This is a genomic window from Kluyvera georgiana (genome assembly GCF_050990895.1).
In the GTDB taxonomy this organism is placed as follows: domain Bacteria; phylum Pseudomonadota; class Gammaproteobacteria; order Enterobacterales; family Enterobacteriaceae; genus Kluyvera; species Kluyvera georgiana.
In genome coordinates this window covers 676520-695852 of sequence record NZ_CP158865.1, presented here as the reverse complement: position 1 = coordinate 695852, position 19333 = coordinate 676520, and the positions used below count along the sequence as shown (strand labels likewise).

The following is a 19333-nucleotide window of genomic DNA, read 5'->3' as shown; positions in this document are numbered from 1 at the left end:
AACTAAAGTGTGACCTGTCATACCAAATTTTAAAATGGCATTTCATAAAGCGCAGAAATTAGAAATGAATCGATTCATTAGCATCGGAGGTTGGCGATTGAGCCGCCCCGCGGGCAATAAAAAAGGAGACGCATGCGTCTCCTTTTTAGGCTCAATTTGAGATTGGAAATCAGGCTTCGATATCGGCCATATCGCCTTTTTCCTGCAGCCAGTTGCGGCGATCTTCCGAGCGCTTCTTGGCCAGCAGCATGTCCATGGTGGCATCAGTCTGCTGTTCATCTTCATCGTTGATGACAAGCTGCACCAGGCGGCGAGTGTTCGGATCAAGCGTGGTTTCGCGCAGCTGCATCGGGTTCATTTCACCCAGACCTTTAAAACGCTGCACGTTCGGTTTGCCTTTCTTACGCTTGAGCTGTTCCAGCACGCCTGCTTTTTCTTCTTCGGTCAGAGCGTAGTAAACCTCTTTGCCCAGATCGATACGATACAGAGGCGGCAGCGCCACGTAGACGTGACCTTCTTTCACCAGCGCGCGGAAGTGCTTCACAAACAGCGCGCAGAGCAGCGTGGCAATGTGCAGACCATCGGAGTCGGCATCCGCAAGGATACAGATTTTGCCGTAGCGCAGCTGGCTGAGATCCGAACTGTCCGGATCGATGCCGATCGCCACGGAAATATCGTGCACTTCCTGTGAGGCCAGCACTTCGTCAGACGAGACTTCCCAGGTGTTAAGGATCTTACCTTTGAGCGGCATGATCGCCTGATATTCACGATCGCGCGCCTGTTTGGCGGAGCCGCCCGCCGAGTCGCCTTCCACAAGGAACAGCTCGGTGCGAGCGAGATCTTGCGCGGTGCAGTCGGCCAGTTTGCCCGGCAGCGCCGGTCCGCTGGTGAGTTTTTTACGCACCACTTTTTTCGCCGCGCGCAGACGACGCTGGGCGCTGGAAATCGCCATTTCGGCCAGCAGCTCGGCCGCCTGCACGTTCTGGTTCAGCCACAGGCTAAAGGCGTCTTTCACCACGCCGGAGACAAAGGCCGCGCACTGACGGGAAGAGAGACGCTCTTTAGTCTGCCCGGCAAACTGCGGATCCTGCATCTTCACCGACAGCACGTAGGCGCAGCGATCCCAGATATCTTCCGCCGACAGCTTCACGCCGCGCGGCAGGATGTTGCGGTATTCGCAGAACTCGCGCATCGCGTCGAGCAGGCCCTGACGCAGACCGTTAACGTGCGTACCACCCTGCATGGTCGGGATCAGGTTGACGTAGCTTTCGGTCAGCAGTTCGCCGCCTTCCGGCAGCCACAACAGCGCCCAGTCCACCGCTTCGGTGTCGCCGGAGAAGTTGCCGACAAACGGCTTTTCCGGCAGCAGCGGCAGGCCGTTCACCGCTTCACTGAGATAGTCGTTCAGACCGTCAGCGTAGCACCAGGTCTGTTCGGTATCGTTGACTTTGTCTTTAAAGACGATTTCAACGCCCGGGCAAAGCACCGCTTTCGCTTTCAGCAGGTGGCTTAAGCGGGATACGGAAAAACGCGGGCTGTCGAAGAAGCTTTCGTCCGGCCAGAAGTGCACGCTGGTGCCGGTATTGCGCTTCCCGCAGGTACCGGAAACGTGTAAATCTTCGACTTTTTCGCCGTTCTCAAACGCGATGCTGTAGATTTGGCCGTCGCGACGAACGTTGACTTCAACGCGTTTGGATAAGGCGTTCACCACCGAAATCCCCACGCCGTGCAGGCCGCCGGAGAACTGGTAGTTTTTGTTGGAGAACTTACCGCCCGCGTGCAGACGGCACAGGATCAGCTCAACCGCCGGTACGCCCTCTTCCGGATGGATATCGACGGGCATGCCGCGGCCGTCATCGATAACTTCCAGCGACTGATCGGCATGGAGGATGACTTCGACACGCTTCGCGTGCCCGGCCAGCGCTTCATCCACGCTGTTATCAATCACTTCCTGACCAAGGTGGTTAGGGCGAGTGGTATCTGTGTACATTCCCGGACGGCGGCGAACCGGCTCAAGCCCGGTGAGTACCTCAATGGCATCAGCGTTATAAGAAGATTGCGTCATGATCTATTCGTAGGTAGTTGGCGCTGCTTAATGCAACCCCAGGAAATCGATAATCTGTGTGAAGTGATCTTCAAAGCCGGTAAATGCGTGATTACCGCCCTCCTCTACCGTTTGTCGGCAGGAGGCGAAATAGTCCACGGCCTGGCGGTAATCAAGCACTTCATCGCCGGTCTGTTGAAGCAACCAGATGAGATCCGGTGCCTCAAGCGGGTCAATTTGCATCACTTTGAGATCGTAAATATGGCGTGACTCTAGCACATATTGCTGCCCGGTGTAGGGATTCTCGTTCGGTCCGAGGAAATTCACCAGCAGCTCAAACGGCCGTATCGCCGGGTTTACCACCACCGCAGGCAGCATAAAACACTGCGACAGCCAGGTGGCGTAATAGCCGCCCAGCGACGATCCGACGATGCCGAGCGGCTCACCGCCGTGCTTGAGCACTAACGCTTCGAGCATTTCCGCCGCTTCCGCCGGATAGACGGGCAACTGCGGGATCAGCATTTTCACATCAGGATAGTGCTCCGCCAGCCACTGCTTAAGCGCCGTGGCCTTGGCCGAACACGGAGAGCTGTTAAAGCCATGCAGATAAAGAAGCGTCGACATTAATAGCCTTCAGATGCGGTATCAGGATGGAATTTTGACCCGGCGAGGCGGCAGACTTCGGTGGTTAACGAACCATCGGCATGCAGCTCCAGCCAACGCCAGCCAGGCGAAACGGTATCCAGCGTAAAGTTGGCGCAGTGCGGCTTAAACTGCACGCAGGTTGACGGCGTCGCCATGATACGGCGCCCGTTCCACTCGACGTCCAACTCCTGGTGAATATGGCCGCACAGTAGATGCTTCACGCGCGGATAGTGCACCAGCACGTTATCCAGGGCACCGGCGTTGCGCAGACTGTGCTGATCGAGCCAGCTACAGCCCGCCGGCAGAGGGTGATGGTGCAGAAGCAGCAAGGTATGTCGTTCCGGCATTTCCGCCAGCCGTTTCTCTAACCACTCAAGCTGGAAGTCGCTCAGTTCGCCGTGCGGTACGCCGAAAACCTGACTGTCGAGCAGCAGGATCTGCCAGTGTTCGCCAACCAGCACGCGCTTGGCCGGAGAGATGCCTGCATCCTGTAATGTGCTGTACATGGACGGCTGAAAATCGTGATTTCCCGGAAGCCAAACGCAAGGCGCAGTAAAGCTCGCGATGCCTTCAGCAAAGTGCTGATAGGCCGCGGATGAGTGATCCTGCGCTAAATCGCCTGTCGCTACCACCAGGTCAACTTCACGCGCCGAGGCATGTATCGCCTGCAAGACGGCGTGGTAGCTTTCCCAGGTATTCACCCCTAACAGCGTTTCATCTTTTTCAGCAAACAGGTGAGTATCAGTAATTTGCAGTACCCTGACACTGGCCCCACCAGCCAGAGGAAGGTTTAAAAGGCTTTCCAAATGGTGTCCTTAGGTTTCACGATGCAAACATACACATCATCCTTTCAGGCAGCGTCGTCGCTGGCAGCGCCCCAGAGGCAGCCCGAACGGTTCTATGTACAAACCGGAATCGCCATCGCTCCATGTGCTAAACAGAATCGAAGCCAGTCGGCCAGAAACTGATTAATTTGATGCTTTTCGTCGCGTTGATGCAACTTTTTATTTGGATAATCATACCGCGCTTTGAAGCGAAAGATCTGCTGACTTGAACACACTTCAGCCACCATCGCGTCATGATACAACCGCACGGTCATCGACGGCAGGCTCCAGTAGCTCACCGCCGGGTGCGTTTGTTCAATCGTCACAAGCGTAGTGTAACGAGTTGATTCGACTATCGTTAAGCGATATTGCGCATTAGCCACCTGATAGCTCACCGTTTCGCCGGCTTCATCAATGCGCGGCAGTAAGCGGCGTAATTGCGCGAAGTTGGTTTCGCACAAACGCATCATTTCAGGGAAGTCAGGTGTATAGCGCTTCATTTTGCCCACTCTTTTCGTAAGTCCTGATAATGCAGCTGCAGCCATTGCAAAGCGATGACAGACGCTGCGTTGTCAATTTTTCCCTCTTCCACACATTGATAAGCATACTCCCGGCTTACCACATGAACGCGAATGTCTTCGTGTTCTTCCGCCAGGCCATGGATGCCCTTGGCCGTTGTCGCATCCACTTCCCCCACCAGAATGCTCAGACGCTCGCTAGTGCCGCCGGGGCTGGCCAGATAGCTGAGACACGGCTTCATGCGACCCACGGTCAGCCCCGCTTCTTCCAGCGACTCACGACGGGCGACGTCCTCAACGGTTTCGCCCTCTTCAATCATGCCCGCGACCATCTCCAGTAGATAGGGGGTCTCACTGGTGTCATAAGCGGCAATACGCACCTGCTCGATCAGCACCACTTCGTCACGCACTGGGTCAAAGGGTAGCAAGACTGCAGCGTGACCGCGCTCAAAAATTTCACGACGAACTTCTCCGCTCATTTCCCCATTGAACAAACGGTGACGAAAACGGTACACATCAAGCGAAAAAAAACCGCGATAAACGGTTTCTCGTGCAATAATTTCTACATCGTTTTTCGCGAGGGTGACCACCGGGTTACGTGATTTAGTCATGGACTGGCCTATGCAGTAATTGTGTTGAAATTGTGGATTTAAACTCTGTTTACCTTAGGATCCACTCACTCTATGGTAGATTGGTGCAAATTAACGCCAGATGGCACGTTACGCCAACTTTTTAACATGGCGGACTCTGGTACAATCGGCAAATATTTTTCTGTGAATTAGATCAGCGCTAAGCTTCACAACAAGGAATGCAAATGCAAATGAAGAAATTGCTCCCTATCTTAATTGGCCTGAGCCTGACGGGCTTCAGTACAATGAGCCAGGCAGAGAACCTGTTACAGGTCTATCAGCAGGCACGTACCAGTAACCCGGATCTCCGTAAATCTGCAGCAGATCGTGATGCGGCATTCGAAAAGATCAACGAAGCGCGTAGCCCGCTGTTGCCGCAGTTAGGTCTGGGTGCCGATTATACCTACACCAACGGCTTCCGCGACAGCAACGGCGTGAACTCCAACGTCACCAGCGGCTCGCTGCAGTTGACGCAGACCCTGTTCGATATGTCCAAATGGCGTGCGCTGAGCCTGCAAGAAAAAGCGGCGGGCATCCAGGATGTGACCTATCAGACCGATCAACAGACGCTGATCCTTAATACCGCAACCGCGTACTTCAACGTGCTGAGCGCCATTGACTCGCTCTCCTACACCGAAGCGCAGAAACAGGCGATTTACCGTCAGTTAGACCAAACCACCCAGCGCTTCAACGTGGGCCTGGTCGCCATCACCGACGTGCAGAACGCCCGTTCACAGTACGATACCGTACTGGCGAACGAAGTCACCGCGCGTAACAACCTCGACAACGCGGTAGAAGCGCTGCGTCAGGTCACCGGTAACTACTATCCGGAGCTGGCGTCACTGAACGTCGACAGCTTCAAAACCGATAAGCCGCAGGGCGTGAACTCTCTGCTGAAAGAGGCGGAGAACCGCAACCTCTCCCTGTTGCAGGCTCGCCTGAGCCAGGACCTGGCGCGTGAGCAGATTCGCCAGGCGCAGGACGGCCACCTGCCGACGCTGGATTTAACCGCCTCTACCGGGGTGTCTAACACCTCTTACAGCGGCTCTAAAACTCGCGGCTCTTCGCAGTACGATGATAACGATGCCGGTCAGAACAAAGTGGGTCTGAGCTTCTCCCTGCCGCTGTATCAGGGCGGAATGGTCAACTCGCAGGTGAAACAGGCGCAGTACAACTTCGTTGGTGCCAGCGAGCAGCTTGAAAGCGCGCACCGCTCCGTGGTGCAGACCGTGCGTTCTTCCTTCAATAACGTCAACGCCTCTATCAGCAGCATCAACGCCTACAAACAGGCGGTGGTTTCTGCGCAGAGTTCTTTAGACGCCATGGAAGCGGGCTACTCCGTCGGTACCCGTACCATCGTTGACGTGCTGGATGCGACCACCACGCTGTACAACGCGAAGCAACAGCTCTCCAGCGCGCGTTACAACTATCTGATCAACCAGTTGAATATCAAAAATGCACTGGGCACGCTGAACGAGCAGGATCTGCTGGCGCTGAACAACACCCTGGGCAAACCGGTTTCGACCGCCAATGCCACCATTGCGCCTGAAAATGCGCAGCAGGATGCCACAGCCGACGGCTACACCTCTCCGGCCACCAGCAAAGCGCGTCTCCGCTAAGGCTGACGTTTGCAGGCAACAAGGTCCGCCCCGTGCGGACCTTTTTTTGCGCCAACGTAAGGCAACGTAAAGATCCCCCGCTTTCGCCGCTTCTTCGCTTCATTTTCGACCACTCATCCACTATCCTGAGCGCTATTGCAATACCATTCCACTGGGTCCAGGAAGAATAAAATGAAACGGACAAACAACATTCAGCACGCCGCTTTCCGTAAAAGCTGGGGCGCGCGCCATCTCACACCGGTTGCACTGGCCGTCACCGCCGTCTTTATGCTCGCAGGCTGTGAGAAAACCGATGAAACCGTCACGCTGTATCAGAATGCGGACGACTGCTCCGCTGCCAACCCGGGCAAAAGCGCGGAGTGTACAACAACGTTCAACAACGCGCTGAAAGAAGCCGAACGCACCGCGCCGAAATACGCCAGCCGTGAAGACTGCGTAGCCGAATTCGGCGAAGGCCAGTGCCAGCAGGCACCTGCCCAGGCGGGCATGGCCCCAACCGGTGAGAACCAGGCGCAGGCGCAAAGCAGCGGCAGCTTCTGGATGCCGCTGATGGCGGGTTATATGATGGGCCGCATGATGAGCGGCGGCATGGGCGGCTACCAGCAGCAGCCGGTCTTCACCTCGAAGAACCCGTCCAGCCCGGCCTACGGTAAATACACCGACGCCAGCGGTAAAAACTACGGCGCAGCCCAACCGGGCCGTTCGATGAACGTGCCGAAAACCGCCATGGCGCCGAAACCGGCAACCACCAGCACCGTTACCCGCGGCGGCTTCGGTGAGTCGGTGGCGAAACAGTCCACCATGCAGCGTAGCGCCACCGGCACCACCTCCCGCTCAATGGGTGGCTGATCGCCATGGAAAGAATCAGTATTGTTGAACGCCCGGACTGGCGTGAAAAGGCGACCGAATACGGTTTTAACTTCCATACCATGTACGGTGAGCCGTACTGGAGCGAGGAAGCGTACTACAAGCTCACCCTCGCGCAGGTGGAAAAACTGGAAGACGTCACCGCAGAGATTCACCAGATGTGCCTGAAGGTGGTCGAGCGCGTCATCGCCAGCGATGAGCTAATGGCTAAATTCCGGATTCCAAAGCACACCTGGGGCTTTGTCCGCCAGTCGTGGCAGACAAACCAGCCGTCGCTCTATTCGCGCCTGGACCTGGCGTGGGACGGCAAGGGCGAGCCGAAGCTGCTGGAGAATAACGCCGACACGCCAACCTCGCTGTATGAAGCGGCATTTTTCCAATGGATCTGGCTGGAAGATCAGCTGAACGCGGGCAATCTGCCAGCAGGCAGCGACCAGTTCAACAGCCTGCAGGAAAAGCTGATCGATCGCTTTAACGAACTGCGCGAACAGCACGGATTCCAGCTGTTGCACATGACCTGCTGCCGCGATACCGTAGAAGATCGCGGCACCGTTCAGTATCTGCAGGACTGTGCGGCGGAAGCAGGTGTCGCAACCGAATTCCTCTACATCGAAGATATCGGCCTGGGTGAGAAAGGTCAGTTTACCGATCTGCAGGATCAGGTGATCGGCAATCTGTTCAAGCTCTATCCGTGGGAGTATATGCTGCGCGAGATGTTCTCCACCAAGCTGGAAGACGCTGGCGTGCGCTGGCTGGAACCGGCATGGAAGAGCATCATCTCTAACAAAGCGCTGCTGCCGCTACTGTGGGAGATGTTCCCGGATCACCCGAACCTGCTCCCGGCCTACTTCGCCGAAGACGATCATCCGCAGATGGACAAATTTGTGGTGAAACCGATCTTCTCTCGCGAAGGCGCGAACATTTCGATCGTTGAAAATGGCAAAACCATCGAGCAGGTCGAAGGCCCGTACGGCGAAGAAGGGATGATCGTCCAGCAGTTCCATCCGCTGCCGAAGTTTGGCGACAGCTATATGCTGATCGGCAGCTGGCTGATTAACGATCAGCCAGCCGGAATCGGTATTCGTGAGGACAGAGCGCTGATCACTCAGGATCTTTCACGCTTCTATCCGCACATCTTCGTCGAGTAATCGTCAGCCAATTACCACCGACAGCATACTCAGCGAGCCCATTTCGATACCGTCTACCGGGATCGTGATGGGCTCTTCGCCATCCCATGCCCCCAGCACGTACAGCAGCGGCAGGAAGTGATCCGCCGTCGGGTTAGAGAGCGACCCGCCTTCATGCGACAGGTAGTTCACCAGCGGATGCTGCTCCGTCGGCCCTTTCCAGTCCAGATTCGCCTTCACATAGTCGCTAAAGGAGCTGGCCCACGGGTATGGCGTAGAATCGCCGTGCCATTTCGCGGTGCGCAGGTTGTGCACCACGTTGCCGCTCGCCACCAGCATGATGCCTTCATCGCGCAGGCTGGCCAGCTTACGGCCCATCTCAAAATGCCACGCCGCCGGTTTGGTGCTGTCGATGCTCAGCTGCACCATCGGGATATCCGCCTTCGGGTACATTTTGATCAGCACGCCCCAGGAACCGTGGTCAAAGCCCCACGCTTCTTTGTCCAGCGCCACCGGTACCGGAGCCAGCAGCTCAACCAACCGCTGCGCGAGTTCAGGGGAACCTGGCGCCGGGTAATGGGTATCGTACAGCGCCTGCGGGAAGCCGCCAAAGTCATGAATGGTCTTCGGCGTTTCCATCGCCGTCACCCCCGTGCCGCGGGTAAACCAGTGCGCGGAGACCACGACAATCGCTTTCGGGCGCGGCAGCGTCTCGCCCAGGTGCTGCCAGGTACGGGTATAGAGGTTATCTTCCAGTACGTTCATGGGACTACCGTGACCTAAAAACAGTGCTGGCATTCGGCTACGAGACATGGTGTTATCCTTCCAGAGGCATTGATTTGATAACACCACATTAACCTGTTTTCAGTGAGGATAAACTCAGATAAGCGTGATGATGATCTTCAGAAAATTTGAATGTAAGGATGACGTAAAGAGTGCGTTCAGCCCTCGCAAGGGAAAACGATTTTCAATATTATGAATGATAATCATTATCATAAGGAGTAAACAATGTCGGTTCCACTGATTCTGACATTATTGGCCGGGGCGGCGACGTTCATCGGCGCTTTTCTTGGGGTGATCGGCCAGAAGCCTTCTAACCGCGTGCTGGCGTTTTCCCTCGGCTTTGCCGCCGGGATTATGCTGCTCATCGCCCTGATGGAGATGCTGCCGGCAGCGCTGGATGCGCCGGGCATGCCGCCGGTGCTCGGCTACGGCATGTTTGTCTTTGGCCTGCTTGGCTACTTCGCCCTCGACAGGGTGCTGCCGCATGCCCATCCGCAGGATCTGATGCAAAAGAATACGCAGCCGCTGCCGCGCAATATTCGTCGCACCGCCGTTTTGCTAACATTGGGTATCAGCCTGCATAACTTCCCGGAAGGGATCGCCACTTTCGTCACCGCCAGCAATAATCTTGAGCTGGGCTTTGGCATTGCGCTGGCCGTGGCGCTGCACAATATCCCGGAAGGATTGGCGGTCGCCGGGCCGGTCTACGCCGCCACGGGTTCAAAGCGTAAAGCGGTATTCTGGGCGGGCATTTCCGGCATGGCCGAAATCCTCGGCGGCGTACTGGCCTGGGCGATTCTTGGCAGCATGGTGTCGCCGGTGGTCATGGCGGCGATTATGGCAGCGGTCGCCGGCATCATGGTCGCCCTTTCCGTGGACGAGCTGATGCCGCTGGCGAAAGAGATTGATCCTAACAATAACCCCAGCTACGGCGTGCTGTGCGGTATGTCGGTGATGGGAATGAGTCTGGTGGTGTTGCAGTCGATGGGTATCGGCTAATGCGATAAAAAAACCCGGGTCGCTGAGCTAACCGGGTTTTATCATTTGCGATTTACTGTCAATCAGCTGGCTTTACGTTCATGTTCACGACGATAAGCCACCAGATCTTCGATGGTCACCAGCGCCATGTTATGTTTCTTCGCAAACTCGATGCACTCCGGCGCGCGCGCCATGGTGCCATCGTCGTTGGTCAATTCACACAGAACACCCGCCGGTTTGAAGCCTGCCAGGCTGACCAGATCGATAGTCGCTTCGGTGTGACCACCACGGGTCAGTACACCGCCTGGCTGTGCGCGCAGCGGGAATACGTGGCCCGGACGGTTCAGGTCGGACGGTTTCGCGTTATCGGCGATTGCCGCACGAACGGTGGTCAGGCGGTCAGCGGCGGAAACGCCGGTGGTGACGCCGTGTGCCGCTTCAATAGTGACGGTAAAACCGGTGCCGTAGGCGCTGGTGTTATTTTCCACCATCATCGGCAGATCCAGCTGTTTACGGCGTTCGTCGGTCAGACACAGACAAACGATGCCGCTACCGTGACGGATAGTCAGCGCCATTTGTTCAACGGTCATGTTTTCGGCGGCAAAGATCATGTCGCCTTCGTTCTCACGATCTTCATCGTCCAGCACCATCGCGCCGCGGCCTTCGCGCAGGGCAATCAGTGCGTTTTCAACGCGTTCAAACGGAGTACCAAAAGAGGAAAGTAGCGTCTGATTCATGGTAAAAAAACCTCATTAAAATTATGGTTACCAGAATCAGGGCAGTCTTAGGAGTGCCGACAAGCGGCAAATAGATAACGCGAGCGGGATAAACCCAACTGAATCGTTACTCTCTCCCATCCGGACTTTAACCGTCGGCCCCGGAATTACACCGGATCTGCTGACCTTCAGAAAATTTCTGAAGCGCTCGCGGGCTTTCAGCCGTAGCTGATTTACCGCCGGTGGGGAATTTCGCCCCGCCCTGAGAATAAGCGTACTCACTATAACGCTAATGACTATCTTCGGCAATGCATAAGCTTCGCACAATTCTGGTTTATCGTATCGGGAGAAGACACTACAATAGCGGTAATGCCGACTGAATCAGGGAAACAGAGATGATCGACCCGAAGAAAATTGAACAAATCGCCCGCCAGGTCCACGAATCCATGCCGAAAGGTCTGCGAGAGTTCGGGGATGACATTGAGAAGAAAGTTCGTCAGGTGATCCAGTCTCAGCTGACGCGCCTTGACGTCGTCAGTCGCGAAGAGTTTGACGTACAAACGCAGGTACTGCTGCGCACGCGTGAAAAGCTGGCGCTGCTGGAACAACGCATTAGCGAGCTGGAAAACCGCGATGCGGCGCCGGCTGCTGACGAGAAAGAGTAATCATCGTTGAGTGCCGGATGGCGGCTACGCCTTATCCGGCCTGTAAATCGGATACTCGAGAAATTGTAGGCCGGATAAGCGTAGCGCCATCCGGCATAAATAAAGCGTTACTTACCGCTATCCTTCTGAATTTTCTTGATAATATTGGTCGTTGAACAACCATCTTCAAAGTTCAGCACCAGCACTTCACCCCCGTTCGCCCACACTTCTTCGCTACCGGCAATTTGTTCTGGTTTATAGTCACCGCCCTTCACCAGACGATCCGGTAAGATCCCGGCAATCAGGCGCTGTGGCGTATCTTCCTCAAACGATACGACCCAGTCGACCGACTCCAGCGCACCCAGCACGATCATCCGCTGATCCAGCGGGTTCACCGGGCGAGATTCGCCCTTCAAACGCTTGGTTGACGCATCGCTGTTAACCGCCACGATCAAACGATCGCCAAGTTTACGCGCATTCGCCAGATAGGAGACATGACCCGCATGCAGAATATCGAACACACCGTTGGTCATCACCACCTTCTCACCGCGACGACGCGCGGCGGCCACCGCCTGCTTAAGCTCTTCTTCGCTCATGACGCCAAAACCGGTATCCGCGCGACCGCGAACGGCGTTTTCCAGCTCGATGGGGGATACGGTTGACGTCCCGAGTTTACCCACCACGACACCCGCGGCGGCGTTAGCAAAGAAACAGGCCTCTTCCAGTGTCTTACCGGAGGCCAGCGTCGCCGCCAGCACGCCAATCACCGTATCACCGGCACCGGTCACGTCATACACTTCCTGAGCCTGAGTAGGCTGATGCAGCGGCGCTTTACCCGGCTGTAGCAGCGTCATGCCCTGTTCGGAGCGGGTCACTAACAACGCGGCAAGGTCGAAATCAGCAATCAGCTTCATGCCGCGCTCAACCAGCTCTTCTTCACTTTTACATTTACCCACTACCGCTTCGAACTCGGACAGGTTCGGCGTCAGCAGCGTCGCGCCGCGATAGCGTTCAAAATCAGTCCCTTTCGGGTCGATCAGCACCGGTACCTTCGCCTGACGCGCCAGCTTAATCATCTGCTGCACGCTTTCCAGCGCGCCCTTGGCGTAGTCGGAAAGCACCAGCGCCCCTACATTGGGCAGGCTGCTCTGAATACGGTCATGCAGCGGCTGCGGATCCACGCCGGCAAAACCTTCTTCAAAATCCAGACGAATGAGCTGTTGGTTACGCGACAGCACGCGCAGCTTGGTGATCGTCGGGTGCGTCGGCACGGAGACAAAATCACATTTGACGTTCACGTCGGCCAGCGCTTTGTTCAGCGCCCGCGCCGCGTCGTCAATACCTGTCAGGCCCACGAGACGAGAATTCGCGCCCAGGGAAGCAATGTTCATTGCTACGTTCGCCGCGCCGCCAGGGCGTTCTTCGATGGTCTCCACCTTGACCACCGGCACCGGGGCTTCCGGGGAAATACGGCTGGTTGGGCCATACCAGTAGCGATCCAGCATCACGTCGCCAACCACCATCACTCCTGCACGTTCAAATTCCGGCAGCGTAACTTTCATTCGTGTCTCCTGAGAGAATCAAAATTTTCGCGCGATAATAGCACATTTCACGGTTGAACCAGCCACTTCTGCCAGCTGGCGCTCACCAGCTCGCGTTCTTTGACGAAGCTCGCCAGGTCCACATTGCCCGGCATCTCCTGAAGCGCCAGATGATGTAACGCATCGCGCAGCGTGGTGTAAGCGCGGGTTAACGCCTGCGCTTCCTGCTCATCCATAATGTCGTTTTGCGCCAGCAGTTCGAGAATGCGCACGTTATCCGACCAGCGGGTCAGCTTTGGCTTCTCGTGGGCATAGCGCAGCACCAGATACTGGGTAATAAACTCAATATCGGTGATACCACCAGCGTCGGTTTTAATGTCAAAACGGTCACGCTGCTTACCGCCGAGGTGAGCGCGCATTTTTTCCCGCATCTCACGGACTTCCGTTTGCAGCGCCGCGCCGTCGCGCGCATTGGTCAGGATCTGACGACGGATCGCATCAAACTGCTGCTGAAGCTGCGGATCGCCATACACCACGCGGGCGCGCACCAACGCCTGATGCTCCCAGGTCCACGCTTCGTTCTGCTGATAATCCGCAAACGCTTCGGCGGTCGTCACCAGCATCCCGGCCGCACCGGACGGGCGCAGACGGGCATCCACCTCATACAAAATACCGGATGACGTACGGGTGCTGAACAGGTGCATAATGCGCTGGGCCAGCCGCAGATAGAACTGGCGACCATCAATTTCACGTTCGCCGTCGGTCATCGCATCCATCGGGCAATCGTGCAGAAACACCAGATCGAGATCCGAACTGTACCCCAGCTCCCAGCCGCCCAGTTTGCCGTAGCCTATCACCGCAAAACCGCGGCCATGGCGTTCGCGCAGGTGTGTCGGCTGCCCGTAGCGCGCCACCATCTGCACCCATGCCTGCTGAACCACGGCATCGATCATCGCCTCGGCCAGCCAGGTTAAGTGGTCACTAACCTTCATGACCGGCAGCGTGCCGGCAATATCGGCCGCCGCAATGTGCAGCAGCTGCGCCTGTTTAAACTGACGCAGTGCTTCCAGCTGCTGCTCTTCGTCTTCTTCCGGCACGCGCAGCAGATACTGGCGCAATTCGTCGCGGTAAGCGTCGGTGGCCGTCGGCTGGTACAACGTGTTCGGGTCGAGCAGTTCGTCCAGCAGCAGCGGATAGCGCGCCAGCTGACTGGCAACCATCGGCGAAGCCGCACACAGGCGAATCAGGTGTTTTAGCGTGCCGGGATATTCACTCAGCAGCTCCAGATAGGTCGTTCGGGTGACGATGCCGCTTAACAACGGCGTAATACGCGACAGCAGCACCAGCGCGTCCTCGCGGGCGCACACTTCGCTGAGCAGATGCGGCATCAGTGAATCCAGCACCTGACGCCCGCGTGGGCCGATGGTGCGCTTATCCAGCTCTTTACGGAAATCGGCAATTTGCGACAACACGCGATGACGATCGTCGTCGCTCAGATGAATCAGCACAGCCGGTGAATCATCCTCCTGGAGCGTGTCCTGCCACAGTTCGCGCCAGGACTCCGACAACTGCTCTTCCTGCGAACTTTCTTCATCGTCGCCGATAAGCTCGTTAAACACGCGGCGTACCTGCGCCATCAGCGCATCCAGCCGTTCCGTGAGCGTCTCCCAATCGGCAAAATGCATGCCCCAGGCCAGGCGCGCACGGTTGAGATCGTCGCCGGGCAGCGTTTGCGTCTGCTCGTCGTTAATACTTTGCAGCAGGTTTTCCAGGCGACGCAGGAACAGATACGCTTCACGCAGCGCCTGTGCATCGCTTTCTGACAGCAGATTGAGCGCTTCAATTGCGGTCAACGTCGGTAGCAGCGAACGACTTTGCAGCGTTGGCTCACGACCACCGCGAATCAGCTGGAAGACCTGAACGATAAATTCAATTTCGCGAATGCCGCCTGCGCCTAGCTTGATGTTGTCTTTCAAGCCACGGCGACGCACTTCGCGGGTGATCATCCCTTTCATGTTGCGCAGAGACTGGATCACGCTGAAGTCGATATAGCGACGGAAGACAAAGGGCCGCAGCATCGCACGCAGCTCGCTGGTGTAAACACCGTCGTCATCACCCATGATTCGCGCTTTGACCATCGCATAGCGCTCCCAGTCGCGCCCCTGCTCCTGGTAATAATCTTCCAGCGCCGCAAAGCTCAGCACCAGCGGACCGCTGTCGCCGAACGGGCGCAGCCGCATATCCACCCGATAGACAAAACCGTCCTGCGTGGGTTGATCGAGCACTTTGATCAACCGCTGCCCCAGGCGGGTAAAGAACTGGGCATTATCCAGTTCACGACGCCCCCCTTGGGTGCTGCCGTGCTCCGGCCAGGCAAAAATCAGATCGATATCGGAGGAGAAATTCAGTTCACCGCCGCCGAGCTTACCCATGCCAAGGATCAGCAGCGGCTGTGGTACGCCGTCGGCGCTACACGGCGTACCCCAATCGCGGCAGCAGGCGTCATACAGCCAGTTACGGGCGCTGACGATCAGCGTTTCCGCCAGGTGGCTAAGCTGTTGAAGCGTATCTTCTTCGGAAACCTGCGACAGCGCCTGTGACCAGGCGATGCGCACCATCATCCGCCGACGGAACAGACGCAGCGCGCGCATCAGCGCAGCTTCATCGTAAACCTCCGCCAGTTCGGCCTGTAGCCAGCCCGCGTATTGCCGCCATTCGTCCGCCTGCGGCGGCTCGCTTTCCAGCGACGTCAGCCACTCGGGGTGCGCCGTTAAACTTTGCTGAACAAAATCACTAAAGGTGAAAACAGCCTGCGCTTCGGTACTCAGCGCCCCAAGGGGAAAATCTTCCGGGGCGCGATCGAGGAGCGTTTGCCAGTGCTGCTGTAACTGCGAAGAAAGCGGCGTCATACACGGGTTCCCTGAAGTTAATTAACGTTTTCCGCTGTGTAACCAGAACGGCTCAACCGACAGTGCCTCATTGCGGTAATGTTCAATTTCAATGTGCTGACGTGTCTCGATGGCGTGGCGTAGGCCCTGCCAGTTGGCCAGCCATTGCGACGCCCGTTCGTGGTCGTAGTAACCCGACAGCAGTTGAACGGTGTTGATGTCGCGCGTTAGACGCGGCAGCTGGTCGCTATAGCCATCTCCCAACGGATAGGCGAACGTCGTGCGCAGCTCGGCAGCCTGACGGGAAAGGTGAATATCGGCAAAGCGTTTAAACGAATCGGCCAGTTTGGCTTCGGCTTTGGCGTCGAGGAACGTCTGCCAGCCGCGCGTCACCAGCCACTCGGTGTAGGCCAGTTTGGTCAGCGCGGTTTCGCGGCTAAAGACCACATCATGCGCAGAGGCCTCGCTTGCCATCAACGCATCGACCTGGGTTAGCCCATCGCGCAGGCTGGCGCTGGCTTTACGCGGCACGATGCCGCCGAACAGCGTCAGAATATGGCGAACCAGGCCCAGCGCATTAACCACTTCGGTTTTCGCCTTTTTATGACCGCGCAGCCACAACTCTTCGTGGTACTGCCAGTGCGCCAGCGCTTTTTCCAGCGCCGCCTCCATCGCTTGCCCTACCGTTGCCTTTGGCGGCAGCGCTAAAATCGTTAGCGGCTGCAGCTCTCGCGCCGGGTTGCCCTGCGCCAGATGATAGCCGCGCGCGGCTTTACTCAGGCTGCCCTGGCGCAGCAGGCCGGTCTCGGCCAACTGTTTCGCCAGCGCCAGCACGTCAGCGGTTTCACCGCTCAGCAGCTCCAGTTCCAGCTCGCAAATGGCTTCCTGATGCTCGCCCGCTTTGACCTCGCCCTGATCCAGCGCGATTTCAATTTGGCTTTCGCCCTGCTTCACCACCCATTTTTCGCGAGAGAAATCGGTGCTGAACAGCGGGTTAACCTGCTCCGCCAGCCCTTCCGGCATTTCGCCGTTTGGCCAGACTTCGGCAGGCAGTTTGTCGAGCGCCAGTTCGGGCGTAGTGATGTCGATGTTGTATTCCGGGCGCTGATGCAGGCCGCCCACGGTGCGCCCGGCGATTTTCATCGTCATCTCATAGCGACCGTTATCGCCGCGAATGCGCAGCCCCATATCGTGGCGGCGCAGCCAGTTATCGGCGGTTTCGTAATAGATATTCAGCAACTGAGTTGCAGGAGTATGCTCTGCATCGAGGGTGCTAAGGTGGTTACGCAGCGTCTCAACGCCAGCGTTATCGACGATAAATTTTAATTCGATTTCTTGAGCCATGATTGAATTCTTGTGGTTTCGTTACCCGGAAATACCTTTGTGGCGAACTTACAGGTATTCTTTTTGTCAGTAGATAGTATTTTGCGACAAATTGCCATGCAATGCGCAATTTGTCGGGCTAATCGCTGATGGCGTTTTTTCCTCCTGGAGGATTCTGATTGCCGCAGAATGCTTTGCGTCGTCAGACTGTTGCCACTACTATCGTTCCACTTTTATGACAAAAACGATGATCTGATGCCAAAATTACGCTTAATTGCCATTACTTTACTTGCACTTACCGCTTCTACCGTCGCTCATGCCGATGAAAAGCGTTACGTCTCTGATGAACTGAACACCTGGGTACGCAGCGGCCCGGGCGATAACTATCGCCTGGCAGGCACCGTCAACGCGGGTGAGGAAGTCACCCTGCTGCAGACCAACGAAAACACCCAATACGGCCAGGTGCGTGACAGCAATGGCCGTACCGCGTGGATCCCGCTCAAAGAGCTGACCGCCACGCCAAGCCTGCGCACCCGCGTGCCGGATCTGGAAAACCAGGTCAAAACCCTGACCGACAAGCTGAACAACATCGACACCACCTGGAACCAGCGCACCGCAGAAATGCAGAAAAAGGTTGCTGAGAGCGATACGGTGATCAACGGTTTGAAAAACGAGAACCAGAAGCTGAAAAACGAGCTTATCGTGGCGCAGAAAAAAGTGAACGCCGCTAACCTGCAGCTCGACGATAAGCAGCGCACCATCATCATGCAGTGGTTTATGTACGGCGGCGGCGTGCTCGGTATCGGCCTGATCTTCGGTCTGGTTCTGCCGCACATCATTCCAAGCCGCAAGCGCAAAGATCGCTGGATGAACTAAGCCAACTCGCCTTAAGTCGACTTCTTTCGTATTATCAGAAAGAAAATGATGAGGAGAAGCGTGGCGTGAAGAGTTATCTGGTCGGCGGAGCAGTTCGGGACAGGCTATTGGGCCTACCGATCAAAGATAAAGATTGGGTAGTGGTCGGCGCCACGCCGCAGCAAATGCTTGATGCGGGCTACCAGCAGGTAGGCCGCGATTTTCCAGTGTTCTTACACCCGGATAGCCACGAAGAGTACGCCCTGGCGCGCACCGAACGGAAGTCAGGTTCCGGGTATACCGGTTTTACCTGCTATGCCGCGCCGGACGTCACGCTGGAGCAAGATCTGCTGCGCCGCGACCTCACCGTTAACGCGCTTGCTGAGGACGCCGACGGCACCATTATCGACCCGTACGGCGGCCAGCAAGATCTTCAGCAGCGCATCCTGCGCCACGTCTCCCCCGCCTTCGCCGAAGACCCGCTACGCGTGCTGCGCGTCGCGCGTTTTGCCGCGCGCTACGCGCATCTCAGTTTCCGTATCGCCGACGAAACCCTGGCGCTCATGCGCGAAATGGCCGACGCTGGCGAACTGGCGCACCTGACGCCTGAGCGCGTCTGGAAAGAGACGGAAAGCGCACTCGGCACCCGTAACCCACAGGTTTTCTTCCAGACGTTACGCGACTGCGGCGCGCTGAAGGTGCTGTTCCCGGAAATTGACGCCCTGTTTGGCGTTCCAGCCCCGGAGAAATGGCACCCGGAAATTGATACCGGCGTGCATACGCTGATGACGGTATCGATGGCCGCGATGCTGAGCCCGGACATTGACGTTCGTTTTGCCACGCTGTGCCACGACTTAGGCAAAGGCCTGACGCCCAAAGCGCTCTGGCCGCGTCATCACGGCCACGGCCCGGCGGGCGTCAAGCTGGTCGAGCAGCTGTGTCAGCGCCTGAAAGTGCCTAACGACATGCGCGAGCTGGCGAAACTGGTCGCGGAGTTCCATGACCTGATTCATACCCTGCCCATCCTGCAGCCGAAAACGCTGGTGAAACTTTTCGACTCCATCGACGCCTGGCGCAAGCCGCAGCGTGTAGAACAGATTGCCCTCACCAGCGAAGCCGATGTGCGCGGACGTACCCGCTTCGAAGCCTGTGATTACCCGCAGGGGCGTCTGCTACGTGAAGCGTGGATCGCGGCGAAAAGCGTGGGCAACAAAGAGGTGATTGAGGCCGGATTTAAAGGCCCGGAAATTCGTGAAGAGCTGACGCGACGCCGAATTCAGGCGGTGGCGGAGTGGAAGGAAAAACGTTGCCCCCAGCCAAAAGACTGAGGGC

The 19333-nt window shown here is 56.9% G+C and carries 17 protein-coding genes and 1 riboswitch; of the genes, 7 read left to right on the top strand and 10 right to left on the bottom strand.

Going from position 1 to position 19333, the window contains the following annotated elements; genetic code table 11:
* Window positions 1–169: 169 nt before the first annotated feature.
* From parE to nudF, 5 genes are all read right to left on the bottom strand, one after another.
* The gene (gene parE / locus ABTW00_RS03360) at window positions 170–2065 is read right to left on the bottom strand and encodes a DNA topoisomerase IV subunit B (protein WP_163447879.1); all 1896 of its coding nucleotides are present in this window, start codon (window positions 2063–2065) and stop codon (window positions 170–172) included.
* A 27-nt stretch (window positions 2066–2092) separates the two neighbouring features.
* Window positions 2093–2668, bottom strand: a complete 576-nt coding sequence (gene yqiA, locus ABTW00_RS03355; RefSeq protein ID WP_064542320.1) for an esterase YqiA — start codon at window positions 2666–2668, stop codon at window positions 2093–2095.
* A complete protein-coding gene (gene cpdA, locus ABTW00_RS03350) occupies window positions 2668–3495 on the bottom strand; it encodes a 3',5'-cyclic-AMP phosphodiesterase (RefSeq protein WP_167574999.1) in 828 nt (275 codons plus the stop codon). Before cpdA ends, yqiA begins: the two co-directional genes overlap by 1 nt.
* 92 nt (window positions 3496–3587) lie before the next feature.
* A complete protein-coding gene (locus ABTW00_RS03345; protein ID WP_064542314.1) occupies window positions 3588–4013 on the bottom strand; it encodes a DUF1249 family protein in 426 nt (141 codons plus the stop codon).
* Window positions 4010–4642, bottom strand: coding sequence for an ADP-ribose diphosphatase (nudF, locus tag ABTW00_RS03340; protein ID WP_065356069.1), 633 nt, complete (start codon window positions 4640–4642; stop codon window positions 4010–4012). Before nudF ends, ABTW00_RS03345 begins: the two co-directional genes overlap by 4 nt.
* 209 nt (window positions 4643–4851) lie before the next feature.
* Here nudF and tolC point away from each other — a divergent pair, with 209 nt between their 5' ends.
* The 3 genes from tolC (at window position 4852) to ABTW00_RS03325 (ending at window position 8294) form a co-directional block, all read left to right on the top strand.
* A complete protein-coding gene (gene tolC, locus ABTW00_RS03335; RefSeq protein WP_064542531.1) occupies window positions 4852–6279 on the top strand; it encodes an outer membrane channel protein TolC in 1428 nt (475 codons plus the stop codon).
* Window positions 6280–6450: 171 nt separating this feature from the next.
* The gene (locus ABTW00_RS03330; RefSeq protein ID WP_064542307.1) at window positions 6451–7128 is read left to right on the top strand and encodes a DUF1190 family protein; all 678 of its coding nucleotides are present in this window, start codon (window positions 6451–6453) and stop codon (window positions 7126–7128) included.
* Window positions 7129–7133: 5 nt separating this feature from the next.
* Window positions 7134–8294: a glutathionylspermidine synthase family protein gene (locus tag ABTW00_RS03325; RefSeq protein ID WP_064542305.1), complete on the top strand. Its 1161-nt coding sequence runs from the start codon at window positions 7134–7136 to the stop codon at window positions 8292–8294.
* Window positions 8295–8297: 3 nt separating this feature from the next.
* Here the strand turns inward: ABTW00_RS03325 and ygiD are convergent, their stop codons facing one another.
* Window positions 8298–9086, bottom strand: a complete 789-nt coding sequence (gene ygiD, locus ABTW00_RS03320; protein ID WP_433638821.1) for a 4,5-DOPA dioxygenase extradiol — start codon at window positions 9084–9086, stop codon at window positions 8298–8300.
* A 195-nt stretch (window positions 9087–9281) separates the two neighbouring features.
* Here ygiD and zupT point away from each other — a divergent pair, with 195 nt between their 5' ends.
* Window positions 9282–10055 (top strand): zinc transporter ZupT, encoded by a 774-nt coding sequence (gene zupT / locus ABTW00_RS03315; protein WP_064542298.1) that lies wholly within the window; start codon window positions 9282–9284, stop codon window positions 10053–10055.
* Between the two features lie 62 nt (window positions 10056–10117).
* On the opposite strand, the gene ribB is transcribed toward zupT, so the two are convergent.
* The gene (ribB, locus tag ABTW00_RS03310; protein ID WP_065356073.1) at window positions 10118–10771 is read right to left on the bottom strand and encodes a 3,4-dihydroxy-2-butanone-4-phosphate synthase; all 654 of its coding nucleotides are present in this window, start codon (window positions 10769–10771) and stop codon (window positions 10118–10120) included.
* A 104-nt stretch (window positions 10772–10875) separates the two neighbouring features.
* A riboswitch (FMN riboswitch) is annotated at window positions 10876–11024 on the bottom strand.
* Between the two features lie 121 nt (window positions 11025–11145).
* Here ribB and ubiK point away from each other — a divergent pair.
* On the top strand, window positions 11146–11415 hold the full coding sequence (ubiK, locus tag ABTW00_RS03305) for a ubiquinone biosynthesis accessory factor UbiK (RefSeq protein ID WP_065356074.1): 270 nt from the start codon (window positions 11146–11148) through the stop codon (window positions 11413–11415).
* A gap of 107 nt (window positions 11416–11522) precedes the next feature.
* Here the strand turns inward: ubiK and hldE are convergent, their stop codons facing one another.
* Genes hldE through ABTW00_RS03290 form a run of 3 tightly spaced genes read right to left on the bottom strand, consistent with a single transcriptional unit; the run spans window position 11523 to window position 17167 of the window.
* A complete protein-coding gene (hldE, locus tag ABTW00_RS03300; RefSeq protein ID WP_064542289.1) occupies window positions 11523–12956 on the bottom strand; it encodes a bifunctional D-glycero-beta-D-manno-heptose-7-phosphate kinase/D-glycero-beta-D-manno-heptose 1-phosphate adenylyltransferase HldE in 1434 nt (477 codons plus the stop codon).
* A gap of 47 nt (window positions 12957–13003) precedes the next feature.
* On the bottom strand, window positions 13004–15844 hold the full coding sequence (gene glnE / locus ABTW00_RS03295; RefSeq protein WP_433638817.1) for a bifunctional [glutamate--ammonia ligase]-adenylyl-L-tyrosine phosphorylase/[glutamate--ammonia-ligase] adenylyltransferase: 2841 nt from the start codon (window positions 15842–15844) through the stop codon (window positions 13004–13006).
* Window positions 15845–15865: 21 nt separating this feature from the next.
* Complete coding sequence (locus ABTW00_RS03290; protein WP_433638815.1) at window positions 15866–17167, bottom strand: inorganic triphosphatase; 1302 nt, start codon at window positions 17165–17167, stop codon at window positions 15866–15868.
* A 234-nt stretch (window positions 17168–17401) separates the two neighbouring features.
* Here ABTW00_RS03290 and ABTW00_RS03285 point away from each other — a divergent pair, with 234 nt between their 5' ends.
* Both ABTW00_RS03285 and ABTW00_RS03280 read left to right on the top strand, forming a co-directional pair.
* A complete protein-coding gene (locus ABTW00_RS03285) occupies window positions 17402–18022 on the top strand; it encodes a TIGR04211 family SH3 domain-containing protein (protein WP_064542529.1) in 621 nt (206 codons plus the stop codon).
* Window positions 18023–18087: 65 nt separating this feature from the next.
* Window positions 18088–19329 (top strand): multifunctional CCA addition/repair protein, encoded by a 1242-nt coding sequence (locus ABTW00_RS03280; protein ID WP_064542279.1) that lies wholly within the window; start codon window positions 18088–18090, stop codon window positions 19327–19329.
* The last annotated feature ends 4 nt before the right edge of the window (window positions 19330–19333 follow it).

What these genes read in the sequence shown, in the direction of transcription:
- parE (WP_163447879.1), bottom strand. Translation starts at nt 2,065, where the DNA reads ATGACGCAATCTTCTTATAACGCTGATGCCATTGAGGTACTCACCGGG.
- yqiA (WP_064542320.1), bottom strand. Translation starts at nt 2,668, where the DNA reads ATGTCGACGCTTCTTTATCTGCATGGCTTTAACAGCTCTCCGTGTTCG.
- ABTW00_RS03345 (WP_064542314.1), bottom strand. Translation starts at nt 4,013, where the DNA reads ATGAAGCGCTATACACCTGACTTCCCTGAAATGATGCGTTTGTGCGAA.
- nudF (WP_065356069.1), bottom strand. Translation starts at nt 4,642, where the DNA reads ATGACTAAATCACGTAACCCGGTGGTCACCCTCGCGAAAAACGATGTA.
- tolC (WP_064542531.1), top strand. Translation starts at nt 4,852, where the DNA reads ATGAAGAAATTGCTCCCTATCTTAATTGGCCTGAGCCTGACGGGCTTC.
- ABTW00_RS03330 (WP_064542307.1), top strand. Translation starts at nt 6,451, where the DNA reads ATGAAACGGACAAACAACATTCAGCACGCCGCTTTCCGTAAAAGCTGG.
- ABTW00_RS03325 (WP_064542305.1), top strand. Translation starts at nt 7,134, where the DNA reads ATGGAAAGAATCAGTATTGTTGAACGCCCGGACTGGCGTGAAAAGGCG.
- ygiD (WP_433638821.1), bottom strand. Translation starts at nt 9,086, where the DNA reads ATGTCTCGTAGCCGAATGCCAGCACTGTTTTTAGGTCACGGTAGTCCC.
- zupT (WP_064542298.1), top strand. Translation starts at nt 9,282, where the DNA reads ATGTCGGTTCCACTGATTCTGACATTATTGGCCGGGGCGGCGACGTTC.
- ribB (WP_065356073.1), bottom strand. Translation starts at nt 10,771, where the DNA reads ATGAATCAGACGCTACTTTCCTCTTTTGGTACTCCGTTTGAACGCGTT.
- ubiK (WP_065356074.1), top strand. Translation starts at nt 11,146, where the DNA reads ATGATCGACCCGAAGAAAATTGAACAAATCGCCCGCCAGGTCCACGAA.
- hldE (WP_064542289.1), bottom strand. Translation starts at nt 12,956, where the DNA reads ATGAAAGTTACGCTGCCGGAATTTGAACGTGCAGGAGTGATGGTGGTT.
- glnE (WP_433638817.1), bottom strand. Translation starts at nt 15,844, where the DNA reads ATGACGCCGCTTTCTTCGCAGTTACAGCAGCACTGGCAAACGCTCCTC.
- ABTW00_RS03290 (WP_433638815.1), bottom strand. Translation starts at nt 17,167, where the DNA reads ATGGCTCAAGAAATCGAATTAAAATTTATCGTCGATAACGCTGGCGTT.
- ABTW00_RS03285 (WP_064542529.1), top strand. Translation starts at nt 17,402, where the DNA reads ATGCCAAAATTACGCTTAATTGCCATTACTTTACTTGCACTTACCGCT.